The following is a 23,956-nucleotide window of genomic DNA, read 5'->3' on the forward strand; positions in this document are numbered from 1 at the left end:
TATCGCGGCAGAAGGCGGATCTGGACGAGAACGTGTCTTCGCCTGCGCGGGTCCGGTCGTCCGATGCGTTCGGTGGCGGACATGCGTCCCTCCCTCGATGCGTCAGTGCATCGGTTCAGTGCGATACATCACACCAAACACCGGGAAGTTTTGTAGCACACATCCGGAAGACGGGTCCAGGTCAGCCGAAGACGCGGCGCTGGATCTCCCGCCGGTAGTCCTCCAGCGTCCGGTCCACGTGCACGGCCGCCGCGGCGGCCGCCGCCTCCGGGTCGCCGTCGCGGATGGCCTGGTAGATCGCGGCGTGCTCCTGCACCGCCTCGGCGGCGTGGCTGCCGACCGCGCCGTGCAGGCCGATGACGTTGGACTGCCGCTGCAACCGGCGGGCCTCGCGCACCGCGGCCAGCAGGAACTGGTTGTGCGACGCGGCCGCGACGGCCAGGTGGAAGTCGTCGTCGCCCTGGTCGAACAACGCCGCCCGCCCGCTCACGTGCCCCTCGCGGCACATCTCGGCGGCGAGCTCGATGGCGCGCAGCTCGGCCGGGGTCGCGCGGGTCGCCGCCTGGCTCGCGGCCGCGGTCTCCTGCACCCGGCGGAACTCGAAGAGCATGTACACGTGGTCGAGGTCGGTGGGCAGGAAGAACCCGCCCCAGCGCGACGAGCCGAGCATGCCCTCGTCGTCGGCGACGTAGAGCCCGCGGCCCTTGTGCGCGCGGACCCGCCCGAGCGCGGAGAGGATCTTCACCGCCTCGCGCACCACGGTCCGGCTGGTGCCCATCCGGCCGGCCAGCTCGTTCTCGGTCGGCATGCGGTCGCCCGGCCGCAGCTCCAGCTCGGCGATGAGCTGCAGGATCCGTTCGGCGACCAGCTCGTAGCCCGGGCGGTAGGAGGCGGCCGGCACGACCGCTGCATCGGAGTCCACCGAAGACGCCTCCCGTCATGTGTATGACTTTTCCGGTGCGCAGAGCATACAACCGCGTCGAACGAGCAGGACAAGCCGTCGAACGAAAAATCGACAACGTCAACAACGCCGTCGAACGGCTGACGATCAGGTGTGCAGCCACGTTCACCAGCCTTGACGCGACTTCGCGCCACTGCTCTCATTGGACGCGCCGCGCACCCACCGTGCTCGAACGGCTGCGATGAGTCGTACAAATCCCGGACCCCGCTGGGCGACGACCGGGCCTTCTGACGATCTCACACCCACCGCCGCAACGAACCAGAAGTGGAGCAGGACGTGACCAGATGGAAAGCGCTTTCCACGCTGTTGCTGCTCGTCGCGAGCCTGATGACCGCGATCTCCGGCGCGGCGCAGGCCTCGACGAGTCAGTTCCGGGGCGTCAACTGGGCCGACCAGAGGGACAACTTCGTCAACGGCGTGCTGTACCCGTCCGGGCTGGGCGCGTCGGACACCTACTCCTCGGCCGCCGCGGTCGCGGACCAGGTGGTCGGCGGGCTGTACTCGATCACGGGTGCCAACACCGTGCGGATCCCGATCAACGAACCGACCGTCGCGACGTACTGGAACACCTACACCGGCGCGATCGACGCCGCGCTCGGCAAGGGCAACGTGATCCTCGCGTACTGGGCGTACACCGGCGGCCGGCCGCAGAACGCCGGCGCGTTCGACCAGATGTGGGACAAGGTGGTCGCGAAGTACGGCGGCAACCCGAACGCCTACTTCGAGGTGATCAACGAGCCGCACGGGTACAGCACCACCGACCTCAACAACATGTACAACGGCTGGCTGTCCAGGCACTCGAGCGTGCCGCGCGGCCGGGTGATCCTCGACGGCGCGGGCCTCGCCCAGAACGTGCCCGCGGTCGGCAACGACCGCAGGCTCGACGGCACGCTGCTCGCCGTGCACGACTACTCGTTCTTCGCGGGCTACGAGAGCGAAACCCAGTGGGCTGACCACATCGCGAGCTACATCGGCTCCTACGCGAGCCGCACCATCGCCACCGAGTGGGGCGGCGCGATGGGGCCCGGCAGCAAGAACGGCGTGTACTTCGACCCCATCGACTACAGCGTCCCCAGCGGGTCGTACATGGCCGACTACGTCCGCGGCGTCAGCTCGAAGCTGCGCAGTCTCGGCATGGGCAGCGTGTACTGGCCGGGTCTGCGCGACGGTGACTGGTACAGCATGACCACCCGCAGCGGCACCACGCTGTCGTTGACGAACCCCACGGGCCTGCAACGGCTTCGCTACGCCTGGGGCCTGGGCGACGGCGGCACCACCACGGTCCGCATCCGCAACGTCGCCACCGGCCAGTACGTCGACGGCCTCGGCAGGACCTCCGACTCCGCGGTCGGCCAGGCCGGCGGCACCGCTTCCGGTCAGCGGTGGGTCGTCGAGAACGACGGCGCCTACGTGCGGATCAGGAACGCGGAGACCGGACTGTTGCTGGACGGCGCGGGCCGGACGGCCAACGGTGCCGACACGGCCCAGCGCCCCGCCACGGCCGGGCAGAGCCAGCAGTGGACGGTCGTGACGGGCACCAGCAGGGGCAACGACGTCCGGATCAGGAACCGGGCCACCGGGCTCTACCTGGACGGCATGGGCCGCACGGCGGCCGGGGCGAACCTCGGCCAGTGGAGCGGCAGCACGAGCACCAACCAGCAGTGGCGGATCGTGGCGGGCTGACCGGGATCACCCGGTGGCGCAGGGCTGTCCGTTGAGGGTGAAGGCGCGCGGGGTGGTGTTGGTGCCGCCGCTGGTGCCGAGGAACCCCATCAGCTGCGACTCGCCGGGCGCGATGGTCTGGTTGTAGGACACGGCGGTGGCGGAGACGTCACCGCCGGTCTGCTTCTGCGTCGCGTTCCACATCTGCGAGATCGTCTGGCCTTCGGTGAACTTCCACTGCAACGTCCAGCCGTTGACCGCGGTGGTGCCGGTGTTGCGGATCGTCACGTCGGTCCGGAACCCGCCGGGCCAGCTGGTGGTGACCTGGTAGGTGACCGCGCAGCCGGGTTTCGCGGCCGGGGCGGCGGTCGTGGCTGGCGCGGGCGCCGGTGGCGGCGCGGTGGTCGCCGGCGGCGTGCAGGGAGGTCCCCAGCGGCCGATCCTCTTGCCCGAGGCCGCCGCCTCCGCGTCCTTGAGCAGTCGGTCGTCAGCGGACTCGTTGCGCACCATGCCCAGCTCGACGGCGAGGACCCCGTAGTCGGTGCCGTCCGACAGCCGCAGCGTGCCGTCCGGGCCGGGCTCGACCGGCTTGTCCAGCAGCACGGACTTCGCGAACGTCGTGGCCGCGTCCGCCCAGCACGCGTCCGGCGCGGCGAGCCCCCTGACCGTGATCTCCTCACCGTCGGAGAGCTGGACCGTCCGCACGTCGACGACGCGTTCGACGGTCAGACCCGATTTCTGCGGCGGTTCGATGACCGACGGGGTGTCCGGGGGAGTGGTCTCCGTGGCCGGTGCGGCCTGCTCGCCGGCGCCCCCGCACGCGGCGGCCGCGCTCGTCGCGAGCACGGCGGCGACCAGCAGCCATCTCAGGGGACGGGTTCTCAGTGCGCCCAGCAGTCGTCTCATCATTCCTCTGCGGCAAGGAGTTCCCCCGAACGGCTCATCTCGACTCGCAGGTTACGACTCCGCGGTCGAACGCGGAAGATCTTTCACGTAAATCGGAAAGCTGTGTGTTCGACCGCATTCGACTCGAATTTCGTCGAACGACGAGAAGGGATCGGTTCAGCAGTTGCAGTGCGAACGATCGGGTGAACATCGACGAGTTAATCGTCGATGACGTCGAACATGTGCCATTTGCTTGACGTGCGAGTTTCGGTTGTGTCACATTCTGGAACCACGTTCGAAGCGCTTCGATTCGTTCGGGCCGGAGGTGTCGACGTGGTCACCATTGTGGACGTGGCGAAACACGCGGGTGTGGCTCCCAGCACGGTTTCCTACGTGTTGACGGGCAAACGCCCTGTTTCCGCCGGTACTCGCGTGCGGGTGCGGGAGAGCATCCAGCTGCTCGGCTACCAGCCGCACGCGGGCGCCCGTGCACTGGCGAGCAGCAGAACGAACGTGCTCGCGCTCGTGCTGCCGTTGCGCGAGGGCGTGCACCTCCCGGTCGTCATGCGGTTCGTGACCTCCGTCGTCATGGCGGCCCGCGCGCACGACATGGACGTGCTGCTGGTGACCGCCGACCAGGGCGCCGCCGGGCTGCGCCGGGTCGCGGGCGGCGCGCGGGTGGACGGGTTCCTCGTGATGGACGTGGCGCTGGACGACGAGCGGCTGCCGGTGCTGCGCGAGCTCGGCCGGCCGGCGGTCCTGCTCGGCCACCCCTCCGCGGTGAAGGGGCTCACCTGCGTCGACCTGGACTTCGAGGCCGCCGGCGCGCGCTGCGTCGACCACCTCGCCGAACTGGGGCACCGCAGCATCGGGTTCCTCGGCGCGCCCAGCGTGGTCTACGCCCGCAGGACGGGCTTCGCGCAACGCACCCTCGCCGGGTTCAGCGCCGCGGCCATGCGCCGCGGCATCGCCTCGACCGCCCTGCCCGCCGAGCAGCGGTACGACTCGGTGCACGCCGTCGTCACGACGTTGCTGCGCGAGCTGCCGCGGATGTCGGCGCTGGTGGTGCACAACGAGGCCGTGCTGAGCTGGGTGGTGGACTGCCTGCGCGCCGAGGGCAGGCGGGTGCCCGACGACGTCGCCGTGGTCGCGATCTGCCCCGACGAGCTCGCCGAACAGCTGCGGCTCACGTCCGTGCAGCTGCCGGCCGACGTGCTGGGGCGGCGCGCGGTCGAGCTGCTGATGGCCAAGCTCAACGGGCAGCAGCCGCCACCGCTGACCCTCTTGCCGCCGAAGCTCTTCAGCCGCACCGGGCCGGTCGTGCCGATGCTGGCGGGGCAGCGGTCGCGGTTCGGTGAACCGCCCCGGCGGGTGAGCTGACCCGGCGGCCTACCATGACCCGTCGGCACGAGCGGTCCGGCAGACGGGATGACCGAACACATGACACCGTCCGAGCTGGACGCACGCCGGGCCGAGCAGTGGTTCCGCCGCAGGGGACTGCCCGCGGTGGTGCGCGGGCTGGAGCGCAACCTCGTGGTGCGCGTCGTGCCCGCGGTGACGTGGCTCGGGCTCTCCGACGTGCTCTACGACGTGCTGACGATCGTCGACGGCGACTCGGAGTTCGGGTCCCGCCTGGAGAACGCGTTCTTCCTGCTGTTCTACACCGCGGTGCTGATCTGCTCGGTGGTGCTGCCGCTCGTCGGCGCGTGGTTCGCCGCGAACTGGGCCCGTGACCGCGCCCTGGACGACCGCGGTTTCGGGCCGGCGGCGGTGATCATCGGCGCCTACGTGGTGGTGTGGCCGTTGGGGGCGAGCCTGATCGAAGGCCCGTTCCGGTGGCCGGGGCCGGCGGCCTCGGTGCTCGCCAGCCTGGTCGTCGTGGGGCTGCTGCTCGCCCTGACCGCGGTCGGCATGGGATCGGTCTTCGGATGGGCGCTGCGGGCGGCGGTGCGCCAGCTGCGCAGCGTCGGCACGATGACCAGCCGCTCGATGCCGTTGCTGTTGCTGGTGACGGTGTTCGGGTTCTACACCGCGGAGATCTGGCAGAGCGCGGGCCAGATCCCGCGCAACCAGATCTGGCTGGTGCTCGGGTTCTTCGCGGTCCTGAGTGGACTGTTCCTGCGCTCGGTGTTCGCCTCCGAGCTGCGCGCGCTGATCACCGGGTGGCGCGACCGCCTCCCCGCACTGCCCGCCGACACCTTCGGCGACATCGGCTCGGTGGACGGCAGCGCGCCGCCGTTCACCCGGCTGGAGCGCGCGAACCTGTTCCTGATCCTGCTGCTGACCCAGCTGCTGCAGGCACTGGTGTTCGCGGTGATCGTCTTCGCGGCCTTCGCCGTGCTCGGCACGCTGACCGTGCCGGACGCCGCGATCAAGTCGTGGGTGGGCCACGACCCGGCGCAGGGCGTGCTGTTCGGTGTCCAGGTGCCGCTGTCGAACGACCTGGTGCAGGTGTGCCTGTTCATCGCGGCGTTCTCGACGCTCTACTTCATCGCGACCATCGTCACCGACGCGGCCCAGCGCAAGACGTTCTTCGACCCGGTGCTGGAACACCTGCAGGTGAGCCTGGCCGGACGCGCGGTGTACCTGGCCCGGTTCGGGCCGCGGCCGGTCGCGCGCAGTGCCGGCGGCGGTGAGCGGCAGCCGCAGCCGTAACTGGAGACCGCCGGGTGTAGGTCCGGTGTGGTGCGGCCGGTGTCCGGCTCGGTCCGGGCCGCGGTCAGCCGCACGTCGTGTCGGCGTTGGCGGGGAGCCGGAGCTGTGGCTGGAAGCCGCCGCCGGGTGTCGGTCCGGTGTGGAGCTGCCACCCACTGACCCCACTCCGGGCCGCGGTCAGCCCCGGGTCGTGCCGGCGTTGGCGGGAAGCCGCAGCTGGAGCTGGAACCCGCCGTCCGGAGTCGGTCCCGTGTGGAGCTTCCCGTCGAGCAGCGCGGCCCGCTCCTGCAGCCCGACGAGCCCGTGCCGGGCGCTGGGCAGGCCCAGGTGCGGCCGCGTGGGCGCGGTGTTGGTGACGGTGACGGTCAGGTCGGTGTCGTCGCGGCTGATCTCGATCGTGGCGCTGGCGCCGGGGGCGTGCTTGCGCACGTTGGTCAGCGCCTCCTGGATGGTGCGGTAGATGGCCCGCTGCACCGGCGGTTCGAGGTCCACCGGGGCGCTGCCGACGAGTCGTGCGTCGATGGCGCTGTTGTCGATCAGCCGCTGGAGGTCGGTCAGCGTGGGCTGCGGGGTGAGCTCGGTCGACGGTGTGCCGGAGGCGCGCAGCAGGTTCACCATGTGCCGCAGCTCGTCGAGCGTGTTCACCGACAGCTGCCGCACGTTCTCCGCCGCCTGCTTGGCGTTCGGGTCGGGGGTGCTGACCATGAGCGCGCCCGCCTGCACGGCGATCAGGCTCACCTGGTGGGAGACGACGTCGTGCATCTCGCGGGCGAGCTGGTTGCGCTCCTTGGCGAGGATCGCCTCGGCGTCCAGGCGGCGTTCGTGCTCGCGCGCCTCCTTGACCTCCTCCAGGCGCAGCGCGAGTTCGCGCTGGGTGCGCAGGAACTGGCCGAGCAGGATCGGGGCGAGTGCCGTCATCGTGAAGTAGATGATGCCGAGCAGCACGTAGGAGTCGAGGTCGGTCGGCGCGAGGTCCGGTGTGGCGAGGTCCGAGGTCGGGAAGACGAAGCTGCCCGCGGCGAGCAGCCCGCACCCGGCGAGCACCCACCAGTCGCGGTACCTGGTCGACACCGCGTACAGCGCGACGATCGCCGGGATGATCGCGCCGGGCCACAGCACCGCGGGCAGGGCCGCGAGGAAGGACACCAGCGGCCAGCGGTCGCGCACGACCAGTGCGAGCACGGCGACCACGACCGGGATCATCGCGAGCGGCGTCTCCTCGGTGATCGTGGTCAGCACGCCTTCGAGCACGGCGACCGCGAGCACGACGACGTCGACGATCCGGGCGGACGTCCCCGGCTTCATGCCCCGTCCTCACCGAGCAGGCCGGCGCGCTGGGCCACCAGCGCGGCCTGCACCCTGCTGCCCACGCGCAGCTTGGTGAGGATGGCGCTCACGTGGTCCTTCACCGTGCCGACGCTGACGTGGATGCGGGCGCCGATGTCGTTGTTGGACAGTCCCTCGGCGATCAGCACGAGCACCGCGCGTTCGCGTTCGGTGAGCAGGTCGACCTGTTCCGCGGCGGCCGAGCCCGCGCCGGACCCGAGGTAGCCGTCGACGACGGTGCGGGTGACCTTGGGGGAGAGCACGACACCGCCGCTGACGAGCGTGCGGACCATCTGGGCGAGCTGTTCCGGTCCGGTGTCCTTGAGGATGAACCCGGCCGCGCCCGACCGCAGCGCCATCGCGATGTACTCGTCGGAGTCGAACGTCGTGAGCATGGCGACGACGGGCGGGTTCTGCAGGCCCTGCAGCTGACGCAGGATCGTGAGGCCGTCCACGTCCGGCATCCTGATGTCGAGCAGCACCACGTCCGGCTTGTGCAGGCTCACCTCGCGCACCGCCTGCGCGCCCGACGGGGTCGCGACGACCTCGATGTCCCCTGCCGCCTGGAGGATGAGGCGGAACCCCGTCCGCACCAGCTCCTCGTCGTCGACGACGACCACCCGAATCATGTCACGCTCCTTTGTGGATCCCGCAGGCGTTCAGTCTGACCAACGACCGCGTGCCGGGGCCATCCGGGACCTGGCAGGCGGCACCCGTCAGGTGACGGGTTCCCGCCATCCGATCGGCTGGCAGCCGCGTCCACGCTGGACCGCTTCGCCCACGAGATCAACTCCGAACGGCTGATTGAGGGCGGACAAGATCAGGATACGGTAGTAAAAGTTTCAACTACGTGGGAGTGTCCGGTGGCGCGCAAGCACTTGATGGTGCTCATCATCCTGCTCACCACCGCCTGTGCCACCGCCTGCACGCCGGATTCCGAGCCGCCCGCGTCCGCACCGCAGCGGCCGGCCCCGCGGGCCACCGACCAGCGGCCGCCCGGTGTGCTGCTCAAGAGCGTCGTCGACAGCCGCACGGTCGAGTTCCCGAACGGCGTGCGGGCGCGGATCTCGCTGCTCGCCGCGCCCGCCGCGTGCTGGTCGGCGGCCGCTCTGGCGTTCGCGAGGACGACGCTGCTGAACAAGCCCGTCCGGTTCTCGAGCATCAACCCCGGCGAGGTCAACCTGGAGCTCGCCGACGGCACCGACTACGCGTTCCGCGCGGTGCGGCAGGGCGTGCTGCGGGCGCAGGGCGCGGCCGGACCGCTCGCCGACGCCGAAACGGCCGCGGCGCGGGAGAGGCTGGGCCTGTGGGGACCGCCGTGCAACGGGCAGGACGCCGCGGTGCCGACGGCGGGGGTGAACGGGTTCCGCTCACCGCTGTCGAAGCGAAAGATCCTCGCGTTCGACGGCGTTCGACGTCCCTCCGTCGATTCGCGTGAACACGTTGCGGCACAACAGCATCTGTGAACTGTGGGTGATTTTCGCTACGGTCGGCTGGAAGCTCCGCCAGCTTCGCCATCCGTCCACAGTGGATGTACGGAGGAACTCCCGTGTACCGGACCAAGTCGGCGGCCGCGGCCGTCCTCACCGCCGTGCTGACCGCGGCACTCACCACCAGCGGCGCTGCGCCGGCCTCGGCCGCCGCCGGGTGCCGGATCGCCTACCAGGTCACGAACGAGTGGCAGGGCGGGTACATCGCCTCGGTGGACGTCACCAACCTCGGTGACCCGATCAGCGGATGGCAGCTGACCTGGTCGTTCGGTGGCGGCCAGACCGTCGCGCAGCTGTGGAACGGCACCGTGCACCAGTCCGGTGCGCAGGTCTCGGTCGACAACGTCAACTACAACGCCTCGCTCGGCACCGGCACGAGCGCCGGGATCGGCTTCGTCGTCAACGGCGCCACGAGCCCCGCCCCGACGGGCTTCGCGCTCAACGGCACGGCCTGCACGGGCACCACGCCACCGCCGCGGGACGTCCTGGCCCAGGCGCACACCGCCGGCCGCGTCACGAAGAACGGCCAGTACAGCTGGCCCGGCGTCTACTTCGAGGGCCGGTTCCGCGGCACCGGCGTCGGGATCGTGCTGAACGACGCCAACAACGACTACGACGTGCAGATCGACGGCACCACCACCGCGTCCCTGGTCACGCCGGGCAAGACCACCTACTGGGTGAACGGCCTGAGCAACGCCGAGCACCGCGTCCGGCTGGTCAAGCGGACCGAGAGCCCGTGGGCGGCGGGGGAGTTCGGCGGGTTCGTGGCCGCGAACGGTGGCGCGATCCTCGCCAAGCCGGCCGCGCGGGCCCGGCAGATCGAGTTCATCGGCGACTCGCTGACCGCGGGCTACGGCAACCTGTCGACCACCCGTGACTGCTCGTCCAACGGTGGGGTCAACCGCAACACCAACACCGACGTGAGCTTCGGGGCGCTCGCCGCCCGCTCGCTCAACGCCGACTACCAGGTCAACGCCTTCTCCGGGCGCGGCATGGTCCGCAACTACAACGGCGGCGAACCGGGCACGAGCTACCGCACCTACTACGACCGCGCGTTGCTGAACGTCGACGGCGACGTGTGGCAGAACCCCGGCACCTGGCACCCGCAGGTGGTCCTCGTGGGCCTCGGCACCAACGACTTCTCGACCGCGCTCAGGCCCGGTGAGCAGTGGCCCACCACCGACAGCCTGGTCGCCGCGTACAAGTCCGCCTACCAGGGCTTCCTCGACAAGCTGCGCGCCCGTTACGGCGCGGGCACGACCATCGTCGTGGACGTCCCGCAGGCGTCCGGCACCTTCGCCGACGCCGCCAGGCAGGTCGTGCAGGACCGCACCAACTCCGGTGACAGCCGCGTCCGCTACTGGAACTTCGGCGACCTGCCGCTCGACCTGCTCGGCTGCGACTGGCACTTCTCGGCGCGCGACCACCGGCTGATCGCGAGCAAGCTCACCGACTACCTCTCCACCCTGTCCCTCTCCTGGTAAACGGAATCGAATGCGAAGACCACTGGCAAGACCCGTCCACCTGGCGTTGATCGTGATCGCGGTGGCCGCGGTCGTGCCGCGGCTCCCCGGAGCCGAGCCCGGTGAGGCACCTGACCACCACCATCTCGAACTCTCCGCCGCGGCGTTCGTTCCCGCGGCGGAGAAGCTGCCGAGGACCGGGTGGGTCGCGTCGGCGAGCAGCGAGGAGGCCGACAGCGGTGCCGCGAGCGTGCTGGACGGCGACCGGGCGACGATCTGGCACAGCAGGTGGCGGGCCGCCACGCCCCTGCCCCAGTGGTTGACGATCGACCTGGGCAGCGCCCAGCGGGTGTCCGGACTGGTCTACACGCCCAGAGCGGACCGGGCGAACGGCCGGGTCGGCCGGTACGAGATCCGGCTGAGCACGGACGGCGTGACCTGGGGCGACCCGGTCGTCACCGGCACGCTGGCCGACGACGCCGCCGTCAAGACGATCGGGTTCGCCGTCAGCAGCACCCGGTACGTGCGGCTGGTGGCGTTGACCGAGGCGGGCGGGCGCGGGTCGTGGGCGAGCGCGGCGGAGATCGACCTGCTGGGCGACCCCGGCCCGCGGCCGCCGGTCGTGGGCGATCCGAGCGTCGTGGGCGCGTGGGGACCGTCTGTGGGCTTCCCGATCGTCCCGGCCGCCTCCGCGGTGCTGCCGAACAACAAGCTGCTCACGTGGTCGGCCTACGGGCTCACGAACTTCGGTGGCGCCAACGGCTACACGCAGACCGCCACGATGGACCTCGCCACCGGTGAGGTCAGCAGCCGCCGGGTCGACGACACCGGCCACGACATGTTCTGCCCCGGCACGTCGATGCTGGCCGACGGCCGCATCCTGGTGACCGGTGGCAGCAACGCGAAGAAGGCCAGCCTGTACGACCCGCGCACCGACGCGTGGACCAGCGCCGCGGACATGAACGTCAGCCGCGGCTACCAGGGCCAGACCACGCTGTCCACCGGCGAGGCGTTCACCGTAGGCGGTTCGTGGTCGGGCGGCCGGGGCGGCAAGGCCGGTGAGGTCTACTCGCCGGGGGAGAACCGCTGGCGGCAGCTGCCGGGCGTGCGGCCGGAGCCGTTCCTGACCGCCGACCCGGCGGGGGCCTACCGCGCGGACAACCACGCGTGGCTCTTCGCCGGCAGCGGCGGCCGGGTGTTCCACGCGGGCCCGAGTGCGCGGATGCACTGGGTCGACACCGCGGGCGCGGGCAAGGTCACCGAGGCGGGCGTCCGCGGTGAGGACGCGATGAACGGCAACGCCGTGATGTACGACATCGGCAAGATCCTCACCCTCGGCGGTGCACCTGCATACGAGAACGCCGATGCCACCAAGGCCGCGTACACGGTCGACATCACCGGGCGTGCGCCGGTCGTGCGCCGAGTCGCCGACATGGCTGCGGCGCGGGCGTACGTGAACAGCGTCGTGCTGCCGGACGGCACGGTGGTCGTCGTCGGCGGGCAGAGCCGCCCGGTGCCGTTCTCGGACCAGACCTCGGTGCTGGAACCGGAGCTGTGGAACCCGGTGACCGGCCGTTTCACCACGCTCGCGCCGATGGCGACGCCGCGCAACTACCACAGCGTCGCGAACCTGCTGCCCGACGGCACGGTGTTCTCCGGCGGTGGCGGGCTGTGCGGCAACTGTGCCACCAACCACCCGGACGGGCAGATCCTCGTGCCGCCGTACCTGCTGAACCCGGACGGGACCCGCAAGGCGCGGCCGGCCATCACCTCGGCGCCTGCCGCGGCCTCGTACGGGGCGACGATCACCCTCGGCACCGACCGGGTGGTCAAGGGGTTCGCGCTGATGCGGATCGGCGCGGCCACCCACTCCGTGGACAACGACCAGCGGCGGGTTCCGCTGTCCGCGACGCTCGTGTCGCCGACGTCGTACCGGGCGGCGATCCCTTCCGATCCGGGGATCGCGCCGCCCGGGAACTACCTGCTGTTCGCTCTCGACGCCGCGGGCACGCCCAGCGTGTCGGTGCCGCTGCGGATCGGCTGAGGCACTACTTCGGGTCCAGCACGAAGACCGGGATCTGACGGTCGGTCTTCGTCTGGTACTCGGCGTAGGCGGGGTAGGCGGCGACGGCCCGCTCCCACCACTCGGCGCGTTCGTCGCCTTCGACCTCGCGGGCGACGAACTCCTTCGTCTCGGTGCCGTCCTGCAGCGAGATCTCCGGGTGGGCCTTGATGTTGTGGTACCAGGTCGGGTGCTGCGGCGCGCCGCCCTTGGAGGCCACCACCGCGTACCGGCCGTCGTGCTCCACGCGCATGACGGGGGTGTAGCGCAGCTTGCCGCTCTTCGCGCCGCGCACGGTGAGCAGCACGATCGGCCTGCCGAGGATCAGCACGCCCTCGGTGGTCCCGGTCTCCAGGATCTTCTTGGTCTGGTTCTGCACCCAGTCGGTGGGGCTGAGCTCAACGGTCTCTTCTGCCATGTGCGAGATCAACGTTTTGCGCGCCGCGCACATTCCTCAGTGCGCGGCGAACTGCACGTTCGTGGCTTGGGTGACGTCCGGCTTGACCGGCAGGGCGTTGACGACCAGACGTTCACCGTAGATGTCGGTGATCGCGACGGCCCCGCCGCAGCCCGCGCCGTTCTCGGCGAGGAAGTAGTTGTACTCGACGCGCTTGAGCTGCCGCCACTGCCCGCCCGCCTGCACTTCCAGCCGGGCCACGGGGTTGCGGTGGTCGATGACCTGCAGGCCGCACCAGTACTGGCTGGAGCCGGTCTTGTAGCGGAGCGCGATGTTCTTGTTCAGCGCGGGGCTCGCGAGCGTCCAGGTGATCGGGATCTCGCCCTGGACGGGTGGCGCGAGCTGGGCGAACGCCTGCGGACTGAGGTCGAGCTGCCCCACCCGGCACGGTGCCGGGCAGAGGTTCGTGATCCGCACCGTGATGCTCTTGCCGTTGGCCGCCTTGACCAGGACGTACGCGCCGCAGGCCGCGGAGTTCTCGTAGTCCGACCAGTTCATCGCGGCGGTCATCGGGTCGGGGCTCTTGTCGTACGAGCACGCGCCACTGCCGTCGGAGTCGTAGAACGTCGCCACGCCCGTGTGGGACTCGCCGGGCCTGATCTTCCCGGCGAGCGAGGCGGCGGCGGGCGTCTTGGCGGCCGCCGCGCTCGTGGTCGTGGTCGGCGACGACGTGGTGGTCGTCGTCGCCGTTGTCGTATCGGTCGTCGTGGTGATGGCGGTCGGGGTGCCCAGATCGGTCGACTGACCGATGGGCACGCCCGCGATGCTTTCCTGGTGGCTCAACGCCACCACACCGATGACCAACACCAACAACACGACCGCGGCTAGCGCGATTGGGCCGGTACGTCTCACCGGCGCACCATAGTCCGCTGCACGGCGATGAACACCAGCAGCAGGACACCGATCACAATTTTCGTCCACCATGAACTGAGCGTGCCCTGGAACGAGATCAGCGTCTGGATGGTGCCGAGCACCAGCACACCGGCCAGACCACCGAGCACGTACCCGACACCGCCCGCCAGCAGCGTGCCGCCGATGACGACGGCCGCGATGGCGTCGAGCTCCATGCCGACCGCGTGCAGGCCGTAGCCGGACAGCATGTAGAGGCTGAACAGCAGACCCGCGAGCGCCGAGCAGAAGCCGCTGATCACGTACACGCCGACCTTCACCCGTGCCGTCGGCAGACCCATCAGCAGCGCGGACGACTCGTTGCCGCCCACCGCGTAGACCGTGCGGCCGAAACGGGTGCGGTGCAGCACGTACAGCGCGGCGACGACGACCAGCAGCGCGATCACGACGTTGTAGGTGATCGTCACGCCGCCGGGCAGCTCGATCGCGGCGGTGGCGACGTCGCGGAACGTCTGGTCCTTGATGGACACCGACTCCACGCTGATCACGAAGCACAGGCCGCGGGCGAGGAACATGCCCGCCAGCGTCACGATGAACGGCTGGATGTCGAACTTGTGGATCACCAGGCCCATCAGCAGGCCCAGCGTGGAGCCGATCACCAGCACGGTGAGGATCACCAGCGGAATCGGCCAGCCGGCCCGCAGCCCGGCCGCGGTGACCATCGTGGACAGTGCGACCACCGACCCGACGGACAGGTCGATGCCGCCGCTGAGGATCACGAACGTCATGCCGGCCGCGAGCACGATGAGGAAGGCGTTGTCGATGAACAGGTTCGCGATCACCTGACCGGACGCGAAACCGTCGTAGCGCACCGAACCGACGCCGAAGGCGAGCACGAACAGCGCGACGGTCGCGAGAACGGGGAGGAACCGCGACGGCACCCGTTGCGCGAGAGACGGCACCCGTTGCGCGAGAGTCGTCATGAGACGGCCACCTTCCTCAGGCTCAGTGCGGCGCGGACCTTCGGCGCCTGGACCAGGCACACCGTGATGACGACGACCGCCTTGAACACGAGCGTCACCTCCGGCGCGACACCGATCGTGTAGACGGTCGTGGTGAGGGTCTGGATGATCAACGCCCCGAGCAGCGTGCCGGTGAGCGAGTACCGCCCGCCCGCGAGCGACGTGCCGCCGATGACGACCGCGAGGATCGCGTCCATCTCGATCCACAGCCCGGCGTTGTTGGCGTCGGCCGCGGAGACGTTCGAGCTGATCATCAGCCCGGCGATGCCCGCGCACACCGCGGCGAACACGTAGACCGTCCAGATGATCGTGCGCGACCGCACCCCGGCCAGCCGCGACGCCTCGGGGTTCACGCCGACCGCCTCGATCAGCATGCCGAGCGCGGTGCGCCGGGTCGCGAACGCCACCAGCCCCATCACCAGCAGGCTGATCAGGATCGAGATCGGCAGGAACAGGAACCCGGCCCCTACCTCGCGGTACGCGGCGTTGTTGACGGTGACGATCTGGCCTTCGGTGACGAGCATGGCGACACCGCGGCCCGCGGTCATCAGCACCAGCGTGGCGATGATGGGCTGGATGCCCAGTCCCGCCACCAGGAAGCCGTTCCACAACCCGAGGACCGCGCACAGCACGAGCGCGATCGCCATGCCGGCGAAGGCGGTCGAGGCGTCCCCGGACGTTCCGATGTGGACACACGTGATCGCGCCCGCGATCGCCGCCACCGCACCGACCGAGAGGTCGATGCCGCGGGTGGCGATGACCAGCGTCATGCCGAGCGCGATCAGGAGGGTGGGGGCGCCGTTCTTCAGCACGTCGACCAGGCCGCCGTAGAGGTGGCCGTCCTGCATGCGCAGGGAGAAGAACGACGGGGTGACGGCCAGGTTGAGCAGCAACAGGGCGGCCAGGGCGAGCAGCGGCCAGAGCAGCCGGTTCTTCATCGGGTCGCCTCCTTCGGCTCGGTCACGCCGCGGTGGGCGGTGGTGGTTCGGGGGGCGCAGGCAGTGGCCGGGCGCGTTGCGGCACGGCGTTGTCCGGCTTGGTGTGCGCGGGCGATGCCCACTTCGGCGAGGCTCGTCGCAGCGCTGCATGCGCGGGCGACGGCCGGGATCGCAGCGCCGCCGGCCTCTCCGGCTCGGTCTCGCCGCACCACGCGGGCGACGTTCAGCACGACCGCGCTCATCACGAGACCACCTTCTCCGGCTCCGGCGCGGCCCCGCCCGCGATCAGCTCGACGACCTCGTCCACCCCGGTCGCCGACCCGTCCAGCTCCGCGATCTTGCGCCGGTCCCGCAGCACCACGATCCGGTCCGCGATGCGCACGACCTCCTCCAGCTCCGCGGAGATGAACAGCACCGCGGTGCCCTCCGCCGCCAGGGTCGTGACGAGTTGCTGGATCTGGGCCTTCGCGCCGATGTCGATGCCGCGCGTCGGCTCGTCCAGGATGAGCAGCCGCGGTTCGGTGACGAGCCAGCGCGCCAGCAGGACCTTCTGCTGGTTGCCGCCGGACAGGGTGCGCACCAGCGCGTCCGGGTTCGCGGGGCGGATGTCCAGTGCCTTCAGGTACTTCTCGACCAGCTGGTCCTTGGTGCGGCGCGGCAGCGGGCGGCTCCAGCCGCGGGCCGCCTGCATCGCGAGGACCAGGTTGTCCCTGATCGACAGGTCCGCGACGAGGCCTTCGCCCTTGCGGTCCTCCGAGCTGAACGCGATGCCCGCCGCGATCGCCGAGCGCGGTCCGCGCAGGCGCAGGGGCTTGCCGTCCACCAGCACGCGGCCGGAGTCGGCGCGGTCGGCGCCGAAGAGCAGGCGGGCCATCTCGGTGCGGCCGGAGCCGAGCAGGCCCGCGAGGCCCACGACCTCGCCCGCGCGGATCTCCAGGTCGAACGGTTCGATCGCGCCGCGCCGGCCGAGACCGGAGGCCTGCACCAGCACCGGGCCGTCGGCCTGGCGCTTCTCGGCGGCGTCCTCGATGGCCTCCAGTGCGCCGAGGTCGCGGCCGATCATCTGCGAGATCAGGGTGCGCCGGTCGACGTCGGCGGTGAGGTGCTCGCCGACGAACGTTCCGTTGCGCAGCACCGTCATCCGGTCCGAGATCTCGTAGACCTGGTCCAGGAAGTGCGACACGAACAGGATCGCGACGCCCTCGTCGCGCAGCACGCGCATGATCCGGAACAGCTCGGCGACCTCGCCGGCGTCCAGGCTCGACGTCGGTTCGTCGAGGACGAGCACGCGGCAGTCGACGGCGATGGCGCGGGCGATGGCGACCAGCTGCTGCACGGCGATCGGGTGCTCGCTCAGGCTCGACGCCGGGTCGATGTGCACGCCGATGCGGGAGAGCACCTCGGCGGCGCGGCGGCGCATCGCCGGGAAGTCGACACCGCCCAGGCGCCTGGGTTCGCGGCCCAGCATGATGTTCTCCGCGACCGTGAGGTTCGCGCAGAGGTTGACCTCTTGGTACACGGTGCTGATGCCGGCGTGCTGGGCCTCGCCGGGGGAGGAGAACGCGACGGCGTCGCCCGCCAGCAGCACGGAACCGCTGTCCGGGGTGTGCACGCCGGTCAAAGTCTTGATCAGGGTGGACTTCCCGGCACCGTTCTCGCCCATCAGGGCGTGCACTTCGCCGGGGAACAACCGGAAGTCGACGTCCTGCAACGCCTTCACGCCGGGAAACGCGAGGCTGATGCCCCGCATCTCGACGACTGGCGGCGGTGACTCGGTCATGGCTCGAACCCTCGTCATTGGGGTGCGGGACCCGTCACCACTTGGGCGAAGTGACGGGTCCCGCAGTCTTGGGGTGGGCTCTTGATGAAGGGAACCTTCATCCACCTCAGGTGGAGAAAGGTTCCCTTCATCGACCTCAGTACTGGCGGGTGGGCAGGGCGGCCTTGGCCTGCTCCTGGGTGAACGTGCCCTCCTCGGTCACGACCCGGGCCGGCACCTGCTCGCCCTTGACGACCTTCTTGGCGAGGTCCATGAGCTGCTTGCCCAGCAACGGGTTGCACTCGACGATGTAGTTGATCTCGCCGTTGGACAGCGCGGTCATGCCGTCCTTCACCGCGTCCACGGTGATGATCTTGATGTCCTTGCCGGGCACCTTGCCGGCCGCCTTGATCGCCTCGATCGCGCCGAGACCCATGTCGTCGTTGTGCGCGTAGACGACGTCGATCTTCGGCTGGGACTTGAGGAACGCCTCCATGACCTGCTTGCCGCCGGAGCGGGTGAAGTCACCGGTCTGCGAGGCCACGATCTTGATGTCGGGCTTGGCGGCGATCTTCTCCTCGAAGCCCTTCTTGCGGTCGATCGCCGGTGCCGCACCGGTCGTGCCCTGCAGCTCGACGACGTTCGTCGGGCCGGTGGCGTTCTGCACCATCCACTCGCCGGCCTTGCGGCCCTCCTCGACGAAGTCCGAGCCGAGGAACGTCTTGTACAGCGACTTGTCGTCCGAGTCGATGGCGCGGTCGGTGAGGATCACCGGGATGTTCGCGCGCTTGGCCTCCAGCAGCACCGTGTCCCAGCCGGTCTCGACGACCGGGCTGAACGCGATCACCTTGACCTTCTGCTGGATGTAGGACCGGATCGCCTTGATCTGGTTCTCCTGCTTCTGCTGCGCGTCGGAGAACTTCAGGTCGATCCCGGCGGCCTTGGCCTCGTCCTGGATCGACTTGGTGTTCGCGGTGCGCCAGCCGCTCTCGGCGCCCACCTGGGCGAAGCCCATCGTGATGGCGTCGCCGGAACCGGCGTTGTTCGAGCTGCCCGAGCCGCCGGAGCCGCACGCGGTGAGCGCGGTCAGCACGACCACGGTCGCAGCTGTGGTGATCTTCTTCAACACTGGGATTCCTCCGAGTTGACGACGGTGTCGCGGAGCCCGACCGCGTGCCCGCGGCTGTCAGGTGGACAACAGTGAACGCTCACATCCAGCCCGTCAAGACCTTGCTTGTAACGAGTTCGCAGCCCTATGTTAGCGTTCACTTCCGACCGGGGGAGGCAATCCAGTGCCCCGTTTGCACCTGCTGTTGTCCGCCGTTGCGGCAACATTGCTGGTCGGCGTTCCGGGATCCGGCGCGGCCGCCGAGATCGACTACGCCATCAAGATCGACACCAGCCGTCAGGGCGCGTCGATCGACCGCTCGATGTACGGCGTTTTTTTCGAGGACATCAACCGCGCCGCGGACGGCGGTCTCTACGCCGAGCTCGTGCAGAACCGGTCGTTCGAGTACGACCCGGCGGACAACGCGAGCTACACCGGCCTGACTGCGTGGGCACCACACAGCGGCACCGTAGACGTCCTCGACGACAACGGCCGGATGAACGAGCGCAACCGCCGCTACCTCAAGCTCGGCCTGCCCGCGGGCGTCATCAACTCGGGTTACAACTCGGGCATCGCCGTGCAGGACGGCCAGCGCTACGACTTCTCCGTCTGGGCGCGCACCGACCAGGCCGCCACGCCGCTGACCGCCGCGATCACCGACCCCGCCGGCAACCCGCTGGGCGACCCGGTGCAGGTGCAGGTCCGCGGCGACGGCTGGGCGCGCTACACCGGCACGATCCGCGCGAGGAAGTCCACCACCACCGGCAGGCTGCTGGTCACCGGCGACGGCACCGGGACGCTGCGGCTCGACATGGTGTCGCTGATGCCGCGCGACACCTTCAAGGGCCACGGCCTGCGCCGCGACCTCGCCGAGAAGGTCGCCGCGCTCAAGCCCGGTTTCGTCCGGTTCCCCGGCGGCTGCCTGGTCAACACCGGCAGCCACTACGGCTACGACGCGCCGAACTTCGAGCGCCGCCGTTCGTACCAGTGGAAGGACACCATCGGGCCGATCGAGCAACGGGCCACGAACTCGAACTTCTGGGGCTACAACCAGTCCTACGGCCTGGGCTACTTCGAGTACTTCCAGTTCTCCGAGGACATCGGCGCGATGCCGCTGCCCGTCGTCCCCGCGCTGGTCACGGGCTGCGGCCAGAACCGCGCCACGGACGACCCCTCGCTGCTGCGGCGGCACGTCCAGGACACGCTCGACCTCATCGAGTTCGCCAACGGGCCGGCCGACTCCACGTGGGGCCGCAAGCGCGCCGAGATGGGGCACCCCAAGCCGTTCAAGCTGACCCACGTCGAGGTCGGCAACGAGGAGAACCTGCCGGACGAGTTCTTCGCCCGGTTCTCCGAGTTCCGCAAGGCGATCAACGCCAAGTACCCGGACGTCACCGTCATCAGCAACTCCGGCCCCGACGACAACGGCGGCACGTTCGACCGCCTCTGGCAGATGAACAAGCAGGCCGGCGTCAAGATGGTCGACGAGCACTACTACAACAGCCCGAGCTGGTTCCTGGAGAACAACGACCGGTACGACTCGTACGACCGCAACGGGCCGAAGGTGTTCCTCGGCGAGTACGCCTCGCAGGACAACAAGTTCGGCAACGCCCTGAGCGAAGCCGCGTTCATGACCGGCCTCGAACGCAACGCCGACGTCGTGAAGCTCGCCTCCTACGCGCCGTTGCTGTCCAACGAGGACTACGTGCAGTGGAAGCCGGACATGATCTGGTTCAACAACCACGCGTCGTGGGGCTCGGCGAACTACGAGATGCAGAAGCTCTTCATGACCAACGTGGGTGACCACGTCGTGCCGAGCACCGCCACCGGCTCGCCGGCCGCCCAGACGCCGATCACCGGCGCGATCGGGCTCTCGACCTGGGCGACCGCCGCGTCCTACGACGACGTGAGCGTCACCAGCGCGTCCGGGCAGGCGTTGTTCAGCGACGACTTCTCCGGCACCGACGCCAAGTGGACGAAGTCCGGCCGTGGTGCGTGGAACGTCGTGAACGGCGCGTACGTGCAGTCGGACGCCAACGCCGAGGACACGCTCGTCACGGCGGGCGACAAGAACTGGCACGACTACACGCTGAACCTCAAGGCCACCAAGCAGTCCGGACGCGAGGGGTTCCTCGTCGCGTTCGGCGTGCAGGACACCGGCAACTACTACTGGTGGAACCTCGGCGGCTGGAACAACACCCAGTCCGCCGTGGAGAAGGCCGTCGGCGGCAGCAAGAACACCGTGCTCGGCAACGGCACCCGCATCGACACCGGCCGCACCTACGACGTGCGGGTCGAGGTGCGCGGCCGGCACGTGGCGCTGTTCCTCGACGGGCAGAAGTGGGGCGAGTTCACCGACCGGGTCGCCGAGCCGTTCCGCCAGGTCGTCACCCGCGACCTCGCCACCGGCGAGCTGATCGTCAAGGTCGTCAACGCCCAGGACACCGCCGCCCGCACCCGCGTCGACCTCGGCGTCCCGGTGGCGTCGCTGGCTCGGGCGACCGTGCTGCAGGGCCGCCCGGACGACGTGAACACCGAGTTCACCCAGCCGATCAAGGCGCGCGCCGAGCAGGTCAGGGTGGCCAGTTCGTTCACCCACACCTTCCCGCCGAACTCCGTGACGTTCCTCAGGATCAGGAGCCGCTCGTGATCGACCGCCGTTCTCTGCTGCGCACGGGTGGCCTGCTCGCCGCGACCGGAGCGCTCGTCTCCGCCGCGCCCGCCGCCGGGTCCGCCGCTGGGGCGGCTCCGGCACCCGACGCGGAGCTGCCGACGCGCAACCCGCTCGTCGAGCAGCGCGCCGACCCGTTCATCACGCCGCCGACCGACGGCATGTACTACCTGACGGGGTCCGTGCCGGAGTACGACCGGATCGTCATCCGCGGCGCGTCCACGCTGGACGGTCTGTCCTCGGCGCGGGAGCGGACGATCTGGCGCCGGCCGGAGTCCGGGCGGATGGGCGGTTACATCTGGGCGCCCGAGCTGCACCGCATCGACGGCAAGTGGTACGTCTACTTCGCCGCGGGCGACAAGGACGAGCCGTTCCGCATCCGCACCTACGTGCTGGAGTCGTCCAACGCCGACCCGCGCGCGAGCGGCTGGGTGCTGCGCGGCCAGATCGTGACGCACCTGGACACCTTCACGCTGGACTCGACGACGTTCGCGCACCGGGGCAAGCGGTACCTCCTGTGGGCGCAGAACGATCCGGCGGTCGGTTCCGGCACCAACCTCTACCTCGCCGAGATGGCCTCACCGCTCGCGCTGAAGACGACGCCGGTCCGGATCTCCACGCCGACGCTGCCGTGGGAGGTGCAGGGCTTCCGGGTGAACGAGGGGCCCGCGGTGCTGATCCGCAACGGCCGGGTGTTCGTCACGTTCTCCGCGAGTGCCACCGACGCGCGTTACTGCATGGGCCTGCTGACCGCCGACGAGAACGCGAACCTGCTGGACGCGCGGTCGTGGACGAAGTCGCCCGACCCGATCTTCGCGACCCATGCGCCGACATCGCAGTACGGGCCGGGACACAACTCGTTCACCACCGTCGGCTCGATGGACGTGCTCGTCTACCACGCCCGCGACTACCGCGACATCAACGGTGATCCGCTGTTCGACCCGAACCGGCACACCCGCGTGCAGCGGCTGCACTGGAACGCCGACGGCACGCCGTCGTTCGGCGTACCGGTCGGCAAGGGCGGGCCGATCGTGCGGCTCTCCACGTTGGACGGGCTGTCCGTGCGGCACTACGAGTACCGGTTGCGAGTGGACGGCAACGTCCGCGAGCTCGGCGACACGCAGTTCCGGTTCGTGCCGGGGTTCCTCGGCGCCGGCACGGTGGCGCTGCAGTCGGTCAACTTCCCCGACCGGTACGTGCGTGTGGACGGTGACTCGCTGCGCATCGACCCGTTCGAGGACACGGACGCCTACGGCCGCGCGGCGAGTTTCGTCCGGGTCGCGGGACTCGCCGACGGCTCGGCGGTTTCGTTGAATGTTGGAGCAGATTCTTATCTCATCCACGACCGGGGCAGACTGGTGGTCGGCCGACCGGGAAATGACCGCGACGCGCGCCGACGTGCGACGTTCCGGCTCGAATAGCGGTCACAATGGGTGCGCTGTATCGAGACCGACCGGTGTTATCGCTAACATCATCGGTCTAGACCAAGGATCGGAGACCGTTCGTGGAGCAGAAGACCACGCGTGACCCCGCCATGACCGACGTGGCACGACTCGCCGGGGTGTCGCATCAGACGGTCTCGCGCGTGCTCAACAACCATCCGAACGTCCGCGAGCAGACCAGGCTGCGGGTCCAGGCCGCGATCAAGGAGCTGGACTACCGCCCCAACCGCGCGGCTCGCGCCCTGGTCACGGGCAAGACGCAGCTCATCGGCGTAGTGGCGCAGAACTCGACGCTGTACGGCCCGGCGTCGCTGCTGTCCGCCTTCGAGGAGGCGGCGGCGGAGGCCGGGTTCGCGGTGAGCGTGGGCCGGGTGAAGGTGCTGGACCGCGAGTCGATCGCCGCCGCCGTGGAACGGCACCGCGACCAGCGCGTCGCGGGCATCGTGGTGATCGCGCCCAACTCGTCCGCGGCCGACGCGCTGGCCGACGTCCCCGCCGGCGTGCCGCTGGTGACGGTGGACGGCGACCCGGACCGCCCGACGCCGCTCGTGACCGTCGACCAGGCGGCCGGCGCGTTCGACGCGACCACGCACCTGCTGGAGGCGGGCCACCAGACGGTGTGGCACGTGTCCGGTCCCGCCGACTGGTTCGACGCGGCCGGGCGCGTGCAGGGCTGGCGGCGCGCGCTGGAGGCGGTCAACGCCGAGGTGCCGCCGGTCGTGACGGCTGATTGGAGTGCGGCCTCCGGGTACCGGGCCGGGCAGATGCTGGCGCGGATGCCCGAGGTGACGGCGGTGTTCTGCTCGAACGACCATCTCGCGCTCGGGTTGCTGCGCGCGCTCAGCGAGCGGGGCCGCAGAGTGCCGCACGACGTGAGCGTGGTCGGGTTCGACGACGTGCCGGAGGCGGCCTACTTCATCCCGCCGCTCACGACCGTGCGCCCGGATTTCGCGGCCGTGGCGCGGGAGACGCTCGGGTTGCTGCTGGAGCAGGTCAGCGACGGGGAGACCACCCGGCCGCGGCGGACGATCGCCCCGGCGCTGGTGCCCCGCAACAGCGTGGCGCCGCCCTCGTAGGTCCCAGACCTCACACGTTGTCGATGAAGGGAACCTTCCTTCACCTCAGGTGGAGGAAGGTTCCCGTAATACACCCCCGAAAAAACCCCCCACATAGGAAAAACACAAATCATAAAACCACAAAAAAGGT

Annotated in this window: 19 protein-coding genes; 9 read left to right on the top strand and 10 right to left on the bottom strand. The window is 69.9% G+C overall.

Translation table 11 applies throughout. The annotated features are described in order from the left end of the window. Window positions 1-181: 181 nt before the first annotated feature. Window positions 182-922 carry a FadR/GntR family transcriptional regulator gene (locus ACWEIJ_RS43465; protein ID WP_449843152.1) on the bottom strand — a complete coding sequence of 247 codons (741 nt, stop codon included), beginning with the start codon at window positions 920-922 and terminating at the stop codon, window positions 182-184. A 315-nt stretch (window positions 923-1,237) separates the two neighbouring features. Between ACWEIJ_RS43465 and ACWEIJ_RS43470 the strand changes: the two genes are divergently transcribed. After that, entirely contained in the window at window positions 1,238-2,644 is a 1,407-nt protein-coding gene (locus ACWEIJ_RS43470; protein ID WP_449843153.1) for an RICIN domain-containing protein, read from the top strand. A gap of 6 nt (window positions 2,645-2,650) precedes the next feature. Here the strand turns inward: ACWEIJ_RS43470 and ACWEIJ_RS43475 are convergent, their stop codons facing one another. Then, window positions 2,651-3,529 (bottom strand): cellulose binding domain-containing protein, encoded by an 879-nt coding sequence (locus tag ACWEIJ_RS43475; RefSeq protein ID WP_449843154.1) that lies wholly within the window; start codon window positions 3,527-3,529, stop codon window positions 2,651-2,653. A 312-nt stretch (window positions 3,530-3,841) separates the two neighbouring features. Here ACWEIJ_RS43475 and ACWEIJ_RS43480 point away from each other — a divergent pair, with 312 nt between their 5' ends. Further along, on the top strand, window positions 3,842-4,888 hold the full coding sequence (locus ACWEIJ_RS43480) for a LacI family DNA-binding transcriptional regulator (RefSeq protein ID WP_449843155.1): 1,047 nt from the start codon (window positions 3,842-3,844) through the stop codon (window positions 4,886-4,888). Window positions 4,889-4,936: 48 nt separating this feature from the next. Further along, window positions 4,937-6,163 carry a hypothetical protein gene (locus tag ACWEIJ_RS43485; RefSeq protein WP_449843156.1) on the top strand — a complete coding sequence of 409 codons (1,227 nt, stop codon included), beginning with the start codon at window positions 4,937-4,939 and terminating at the stop codon, window positions 6,161-6,163. A gap of 177 nt (window positions 6,164-6,340) precedes the next feature. Here the strand turns inward: ACWEIJ_RS43485 and ACWEIJ_RS43490 are convergent, their stop codons facing one another. Beyond that, entirely contained in the window at window positions 6,341-7,468 is a 1,128-nt protein-coding gene (locus ACWEIJ_RS43490) for a sensor histidine kinase (RefSeq protein ID WP_449843157.1), read from the bottom strand. Further along, on the bottom strand, window positions 7,465-8,118 hold the full coding sequence (locus tag ACWEIJ_RS43495; protein ID WP_449843158.1) for a response regulator: 654 nt from the start codon (window positions 8,116-8,118) through the stop codon (window positions 7,465-7,467). Before ACWEIJ_RS43495 ends, ACWEIJ_RS43490 begins: the two co-directional genes overlap by 4 nt. Before the next feature lie 234 nt (window positions 8,119-8,352). Between ACWEIJ_RS43495 and ACWEIJ_RS43500 the strand changes: the two genes are divergently transcribed. The 3 genes from ACWEIJ_RS43500 to ACWEIJ_RS43510 all read left to right on the top strand — a co-directional run bounded on the left by ACWEIJ_RS43500 (window position 8,353) and on the right by ACWEIJ_RS43510 (window position 12,486). Next, the gene (locus ACWEIJ_RS43500; RefSeq protein WP_449843159.1) at window positions 8,353-8,955 is read left to right on the top strand and encodes a hypothetical protein; all 603 of its coding nucleotides are present in this window, start codon (window positions 8,353-8,355) and stop codon (window positions 8,953-8,955) included. 83 nt (window positions 8,956-9,038) lie between these two features. Continuing rightward, the gene (locus ACWEIJ_RS43505) at window positions 9,039-10,463 is read left to right on the top strand and encodes a cellulose binding domain-containing protein (RefSeq protein WP_449843160.1); all 1,425 of its coding nucleotides are present in this window, start codon (window positions 9,039-9,041) and stop codon (window positions 10,461-10,463) included. Window positions 10,464-10,473: 10 nt separating this feature from the next. After that, window positions 10,474-12,486 (top strand): discoidin domain-containing protein, encoded by a 2,013-nt coding sequence (locus ACWEIJ_RS43510; protein WP_449843161.1) that lies wholly within the window; start codon window positions 10,474-10,476, stop codon window positions 12,484-12,486. A 4-nt stretch (window positions 12,487-12,490) separates the two neighbouring features. Here the strand turns inward: ACWEIJ_RS43510 and ACWEIJ_RS43515 are convergent, their stop codons facing one another. The 6 genes from ACWEIJ_RS43515 to ACWEIJ_RS43540 all read right to left on the bottom strand — a co-directional run bounded on the left by ACWEIJ_RS43515 (window position 12,491) and on the right by ACWEIJ_RS43540 (window position 18,658). Next, on the bottom strand, window positions 12,491-12,922 hold the full coding sequence (locus ACWEIJ_RS43515; protein WP_449843162.1) for a nitroreductase family deazaflavin-dependent oxidoreductase: 432 nt from the start codon (window positions 12,920-12,922) through the stop codon (window positions 12,491-12,493). Between the two features lie 36 nt (window positions 12,923-12,958). Beyond that, window positions 12,959-13,813: an expansin EXLX1 family cellulose-binding protein gene (locus ACWEIJ_RS43520; RefSeq protein ID WP_449843163.1), complete on the bottom strand. Its 855-nt coding sequence runs from the start codon at window positions 13,811-13,813 to the stop codon at window positions 12,959-12,961. After that, window positions 13,810-14,793: a galactofuranose ABC transporter, permease protein YjfF gene (gene yjfF / locus ACWEIJ_RS43525; protein WP_449843164.1), complete on the bottom strand. Its 984-nt coding sequence runs from the start codon at window positions 14,791-14,793 to the stop codon at window positions 13,810-13,812. The genes ACWEIJ_RS43520 and yjfF overlap by 4 nt, the downstream gene beginning before the upstream one ends. Continuing rightward, a complete protein-coding gene (locus tag ACWEIJ_RS43530; RefSeq protein ID WP_449843165.1) occupies window positions 14,790-15,770 on the bottom strand; it encodes an ABC transporter permease in 981 nt (326 codons plus the stop codon). The genes yjfF and ACWEIJ_RS43530 overlap by 4 nt, the downstream gene beginning before the upstream one ends. A gap of 241 nt (window positions 15,771-16,011) precedes the next feature. Then, window positions 16,012-17,550 carry a sugar ABC transporter ATP-binding protein gene (locus ACWEIJ_RS43535; protein ID WP_449843166.1) on the bottom strand — a complete coding sequence of 513 codons (1,539 nt, stop codon included), beginning with the start codon at window positions 17,548-17,550 and terminating at the stop codon, window positions 16,012-16,014. A gap of 136 nt (window positions 17,551-17,686) precedes the next feature. Further along, the gene (locus ACWEIJ_RS43540) at window positions 17,687-18,658 is read right to left on the bottom strand and encodes an ABC transporter substrate-binding protein (RefSeq protein ID WP_449843167.1); all 972 of its coding nucleotides are present in this window, start codon (window positions 18,656-18,658) and stop codon (window positions 17,687-17,689) included. Between the two features lie 163 nt (window positions 18,659-18,821). On the opposite strand from ACWEIJ_RS43540, the gene ACWEIJ_RS43545 reads away from it, so the two are divergent. The 3 genes from ACWEIJ_RS43545 (at window position 18,822) to ACWEIJ_RS43555 (ending at window position 23,826) form a co-directional block, all read left to right on the top strand. Beyond that, window positions 18,822-21,287, top strand: coding sequence for an alpha-L-arabinofuranosidase C-terminal domain-containing protein (locus tag ACWEIJ_RS43545; protein ID WP_449843168.1), 2,466 nt, complete (start codon window positions 18,822-18,824; stop codon window positions 21,285-21,287). Beyond that, a complete protein-coding gene (locus ACWEIJ_RS43550) occupies window positions 21,284-22,729 on the top strand; it encodes a family 43 glycosylhydrolase (protein ID WP_449843169.1) in 1,446 nt (481 codons plus the stop codon). Before ACWEIJ_RS43545 ends, ACWEIJ_RS43550 begins: the two co-directional genes overlap by 4 nt. Before the next feature lie 83 nt (window positions 22,730-22,812). Next, window positions 22,813-23,826, top strand: a complete 1,014-nt coding sequence (locus ACWEIJ_RS43555; RefSeq protein ID WP_449843170.1) for a LacI family DNA-binding transcriptional regulator — start codon at window positions 22,813-22,815, stop codon at window positions 23,824-23,826. Window positions 23,827-23,956: the final 130 nt, after the last annotated feature.

This window comes from Lentzea sp. NPDC004789 (assembly GCF_053601075.1).

What these genes read in the sequence shown, in the direction of transcription:
- ACWEIJ_RS43475 (WP_449843154.1), bottom strand. Translation starts at nt 3,529, where the DNA reads ATGAGACGACTGCTGGGCGCACTGAGAACCCGTCCCCTGAGATGGCTG.
- ACWEIJ_RS43485 (WP_449843156.1), top strand. Translation starts at nt 4,937, where the DNA reads ATGACCGAACACATGACACCGTCCGAGCTGGACGCACGCCGGGCCGAG.
- ACWEIJ_RS43490 (WP_449843157.1), bottom strand. Translation starts at nt 7,468, where the DNA reads ATGAAGCCGGGGACGTCCGCCCGGATCGTCGACGTCGTCGTGCTCGCG.
- ACWEIJ_RS43495 (WP_449843158.1), bottom strand. Translation starts at nt 8,118, where the DNA reads ATGATTCGGGTGGTCGTCGTCGACGACGAGGAGCTGGTGCGGACGGGG.
- ACWEIJ_RS43510 (WP_449843161.1), top strand. Translation starts at nt 10,474, where the DNA reads ATGCGAAGACCACTGGCAAGACCCGTCCACCTGGCGTTGATCGTGATC.
- ACWEIJ_RS43515 (WP_449843162.1), bottom strand. Translation starts at nt 12,922, where the DNA reads ATGGCAGAAGAGACCGTTGAGCTCAGCCCCACCGACTGGGTGCAGAAC.
- yjfF (WP_449843164.1), bottom strand. Translation starts at nt 14,793, where the DNA reads ATGACGACTCTCGCGCAACGGGTGCCGTCTCTCGCGCAACGGGTGCCG.
- ACWEIJ_RS43530 (WP_449843165.1), bottom strand. Translation starts at nt 15,770, where the DNA reads ATGAAGAACCGGCTGCTCTGGCCGCTGCTCGCCCTGGCCGCCCTGTTG.
- ACWEIJ_RS43535 (WP_449843166.1), bottom strand. Translation starts at nt 17,550, where the DNA reads ATGACCGAGTCACCGCCGCCAGTCGTCGAGATGCGGGGCATCAGCCTC.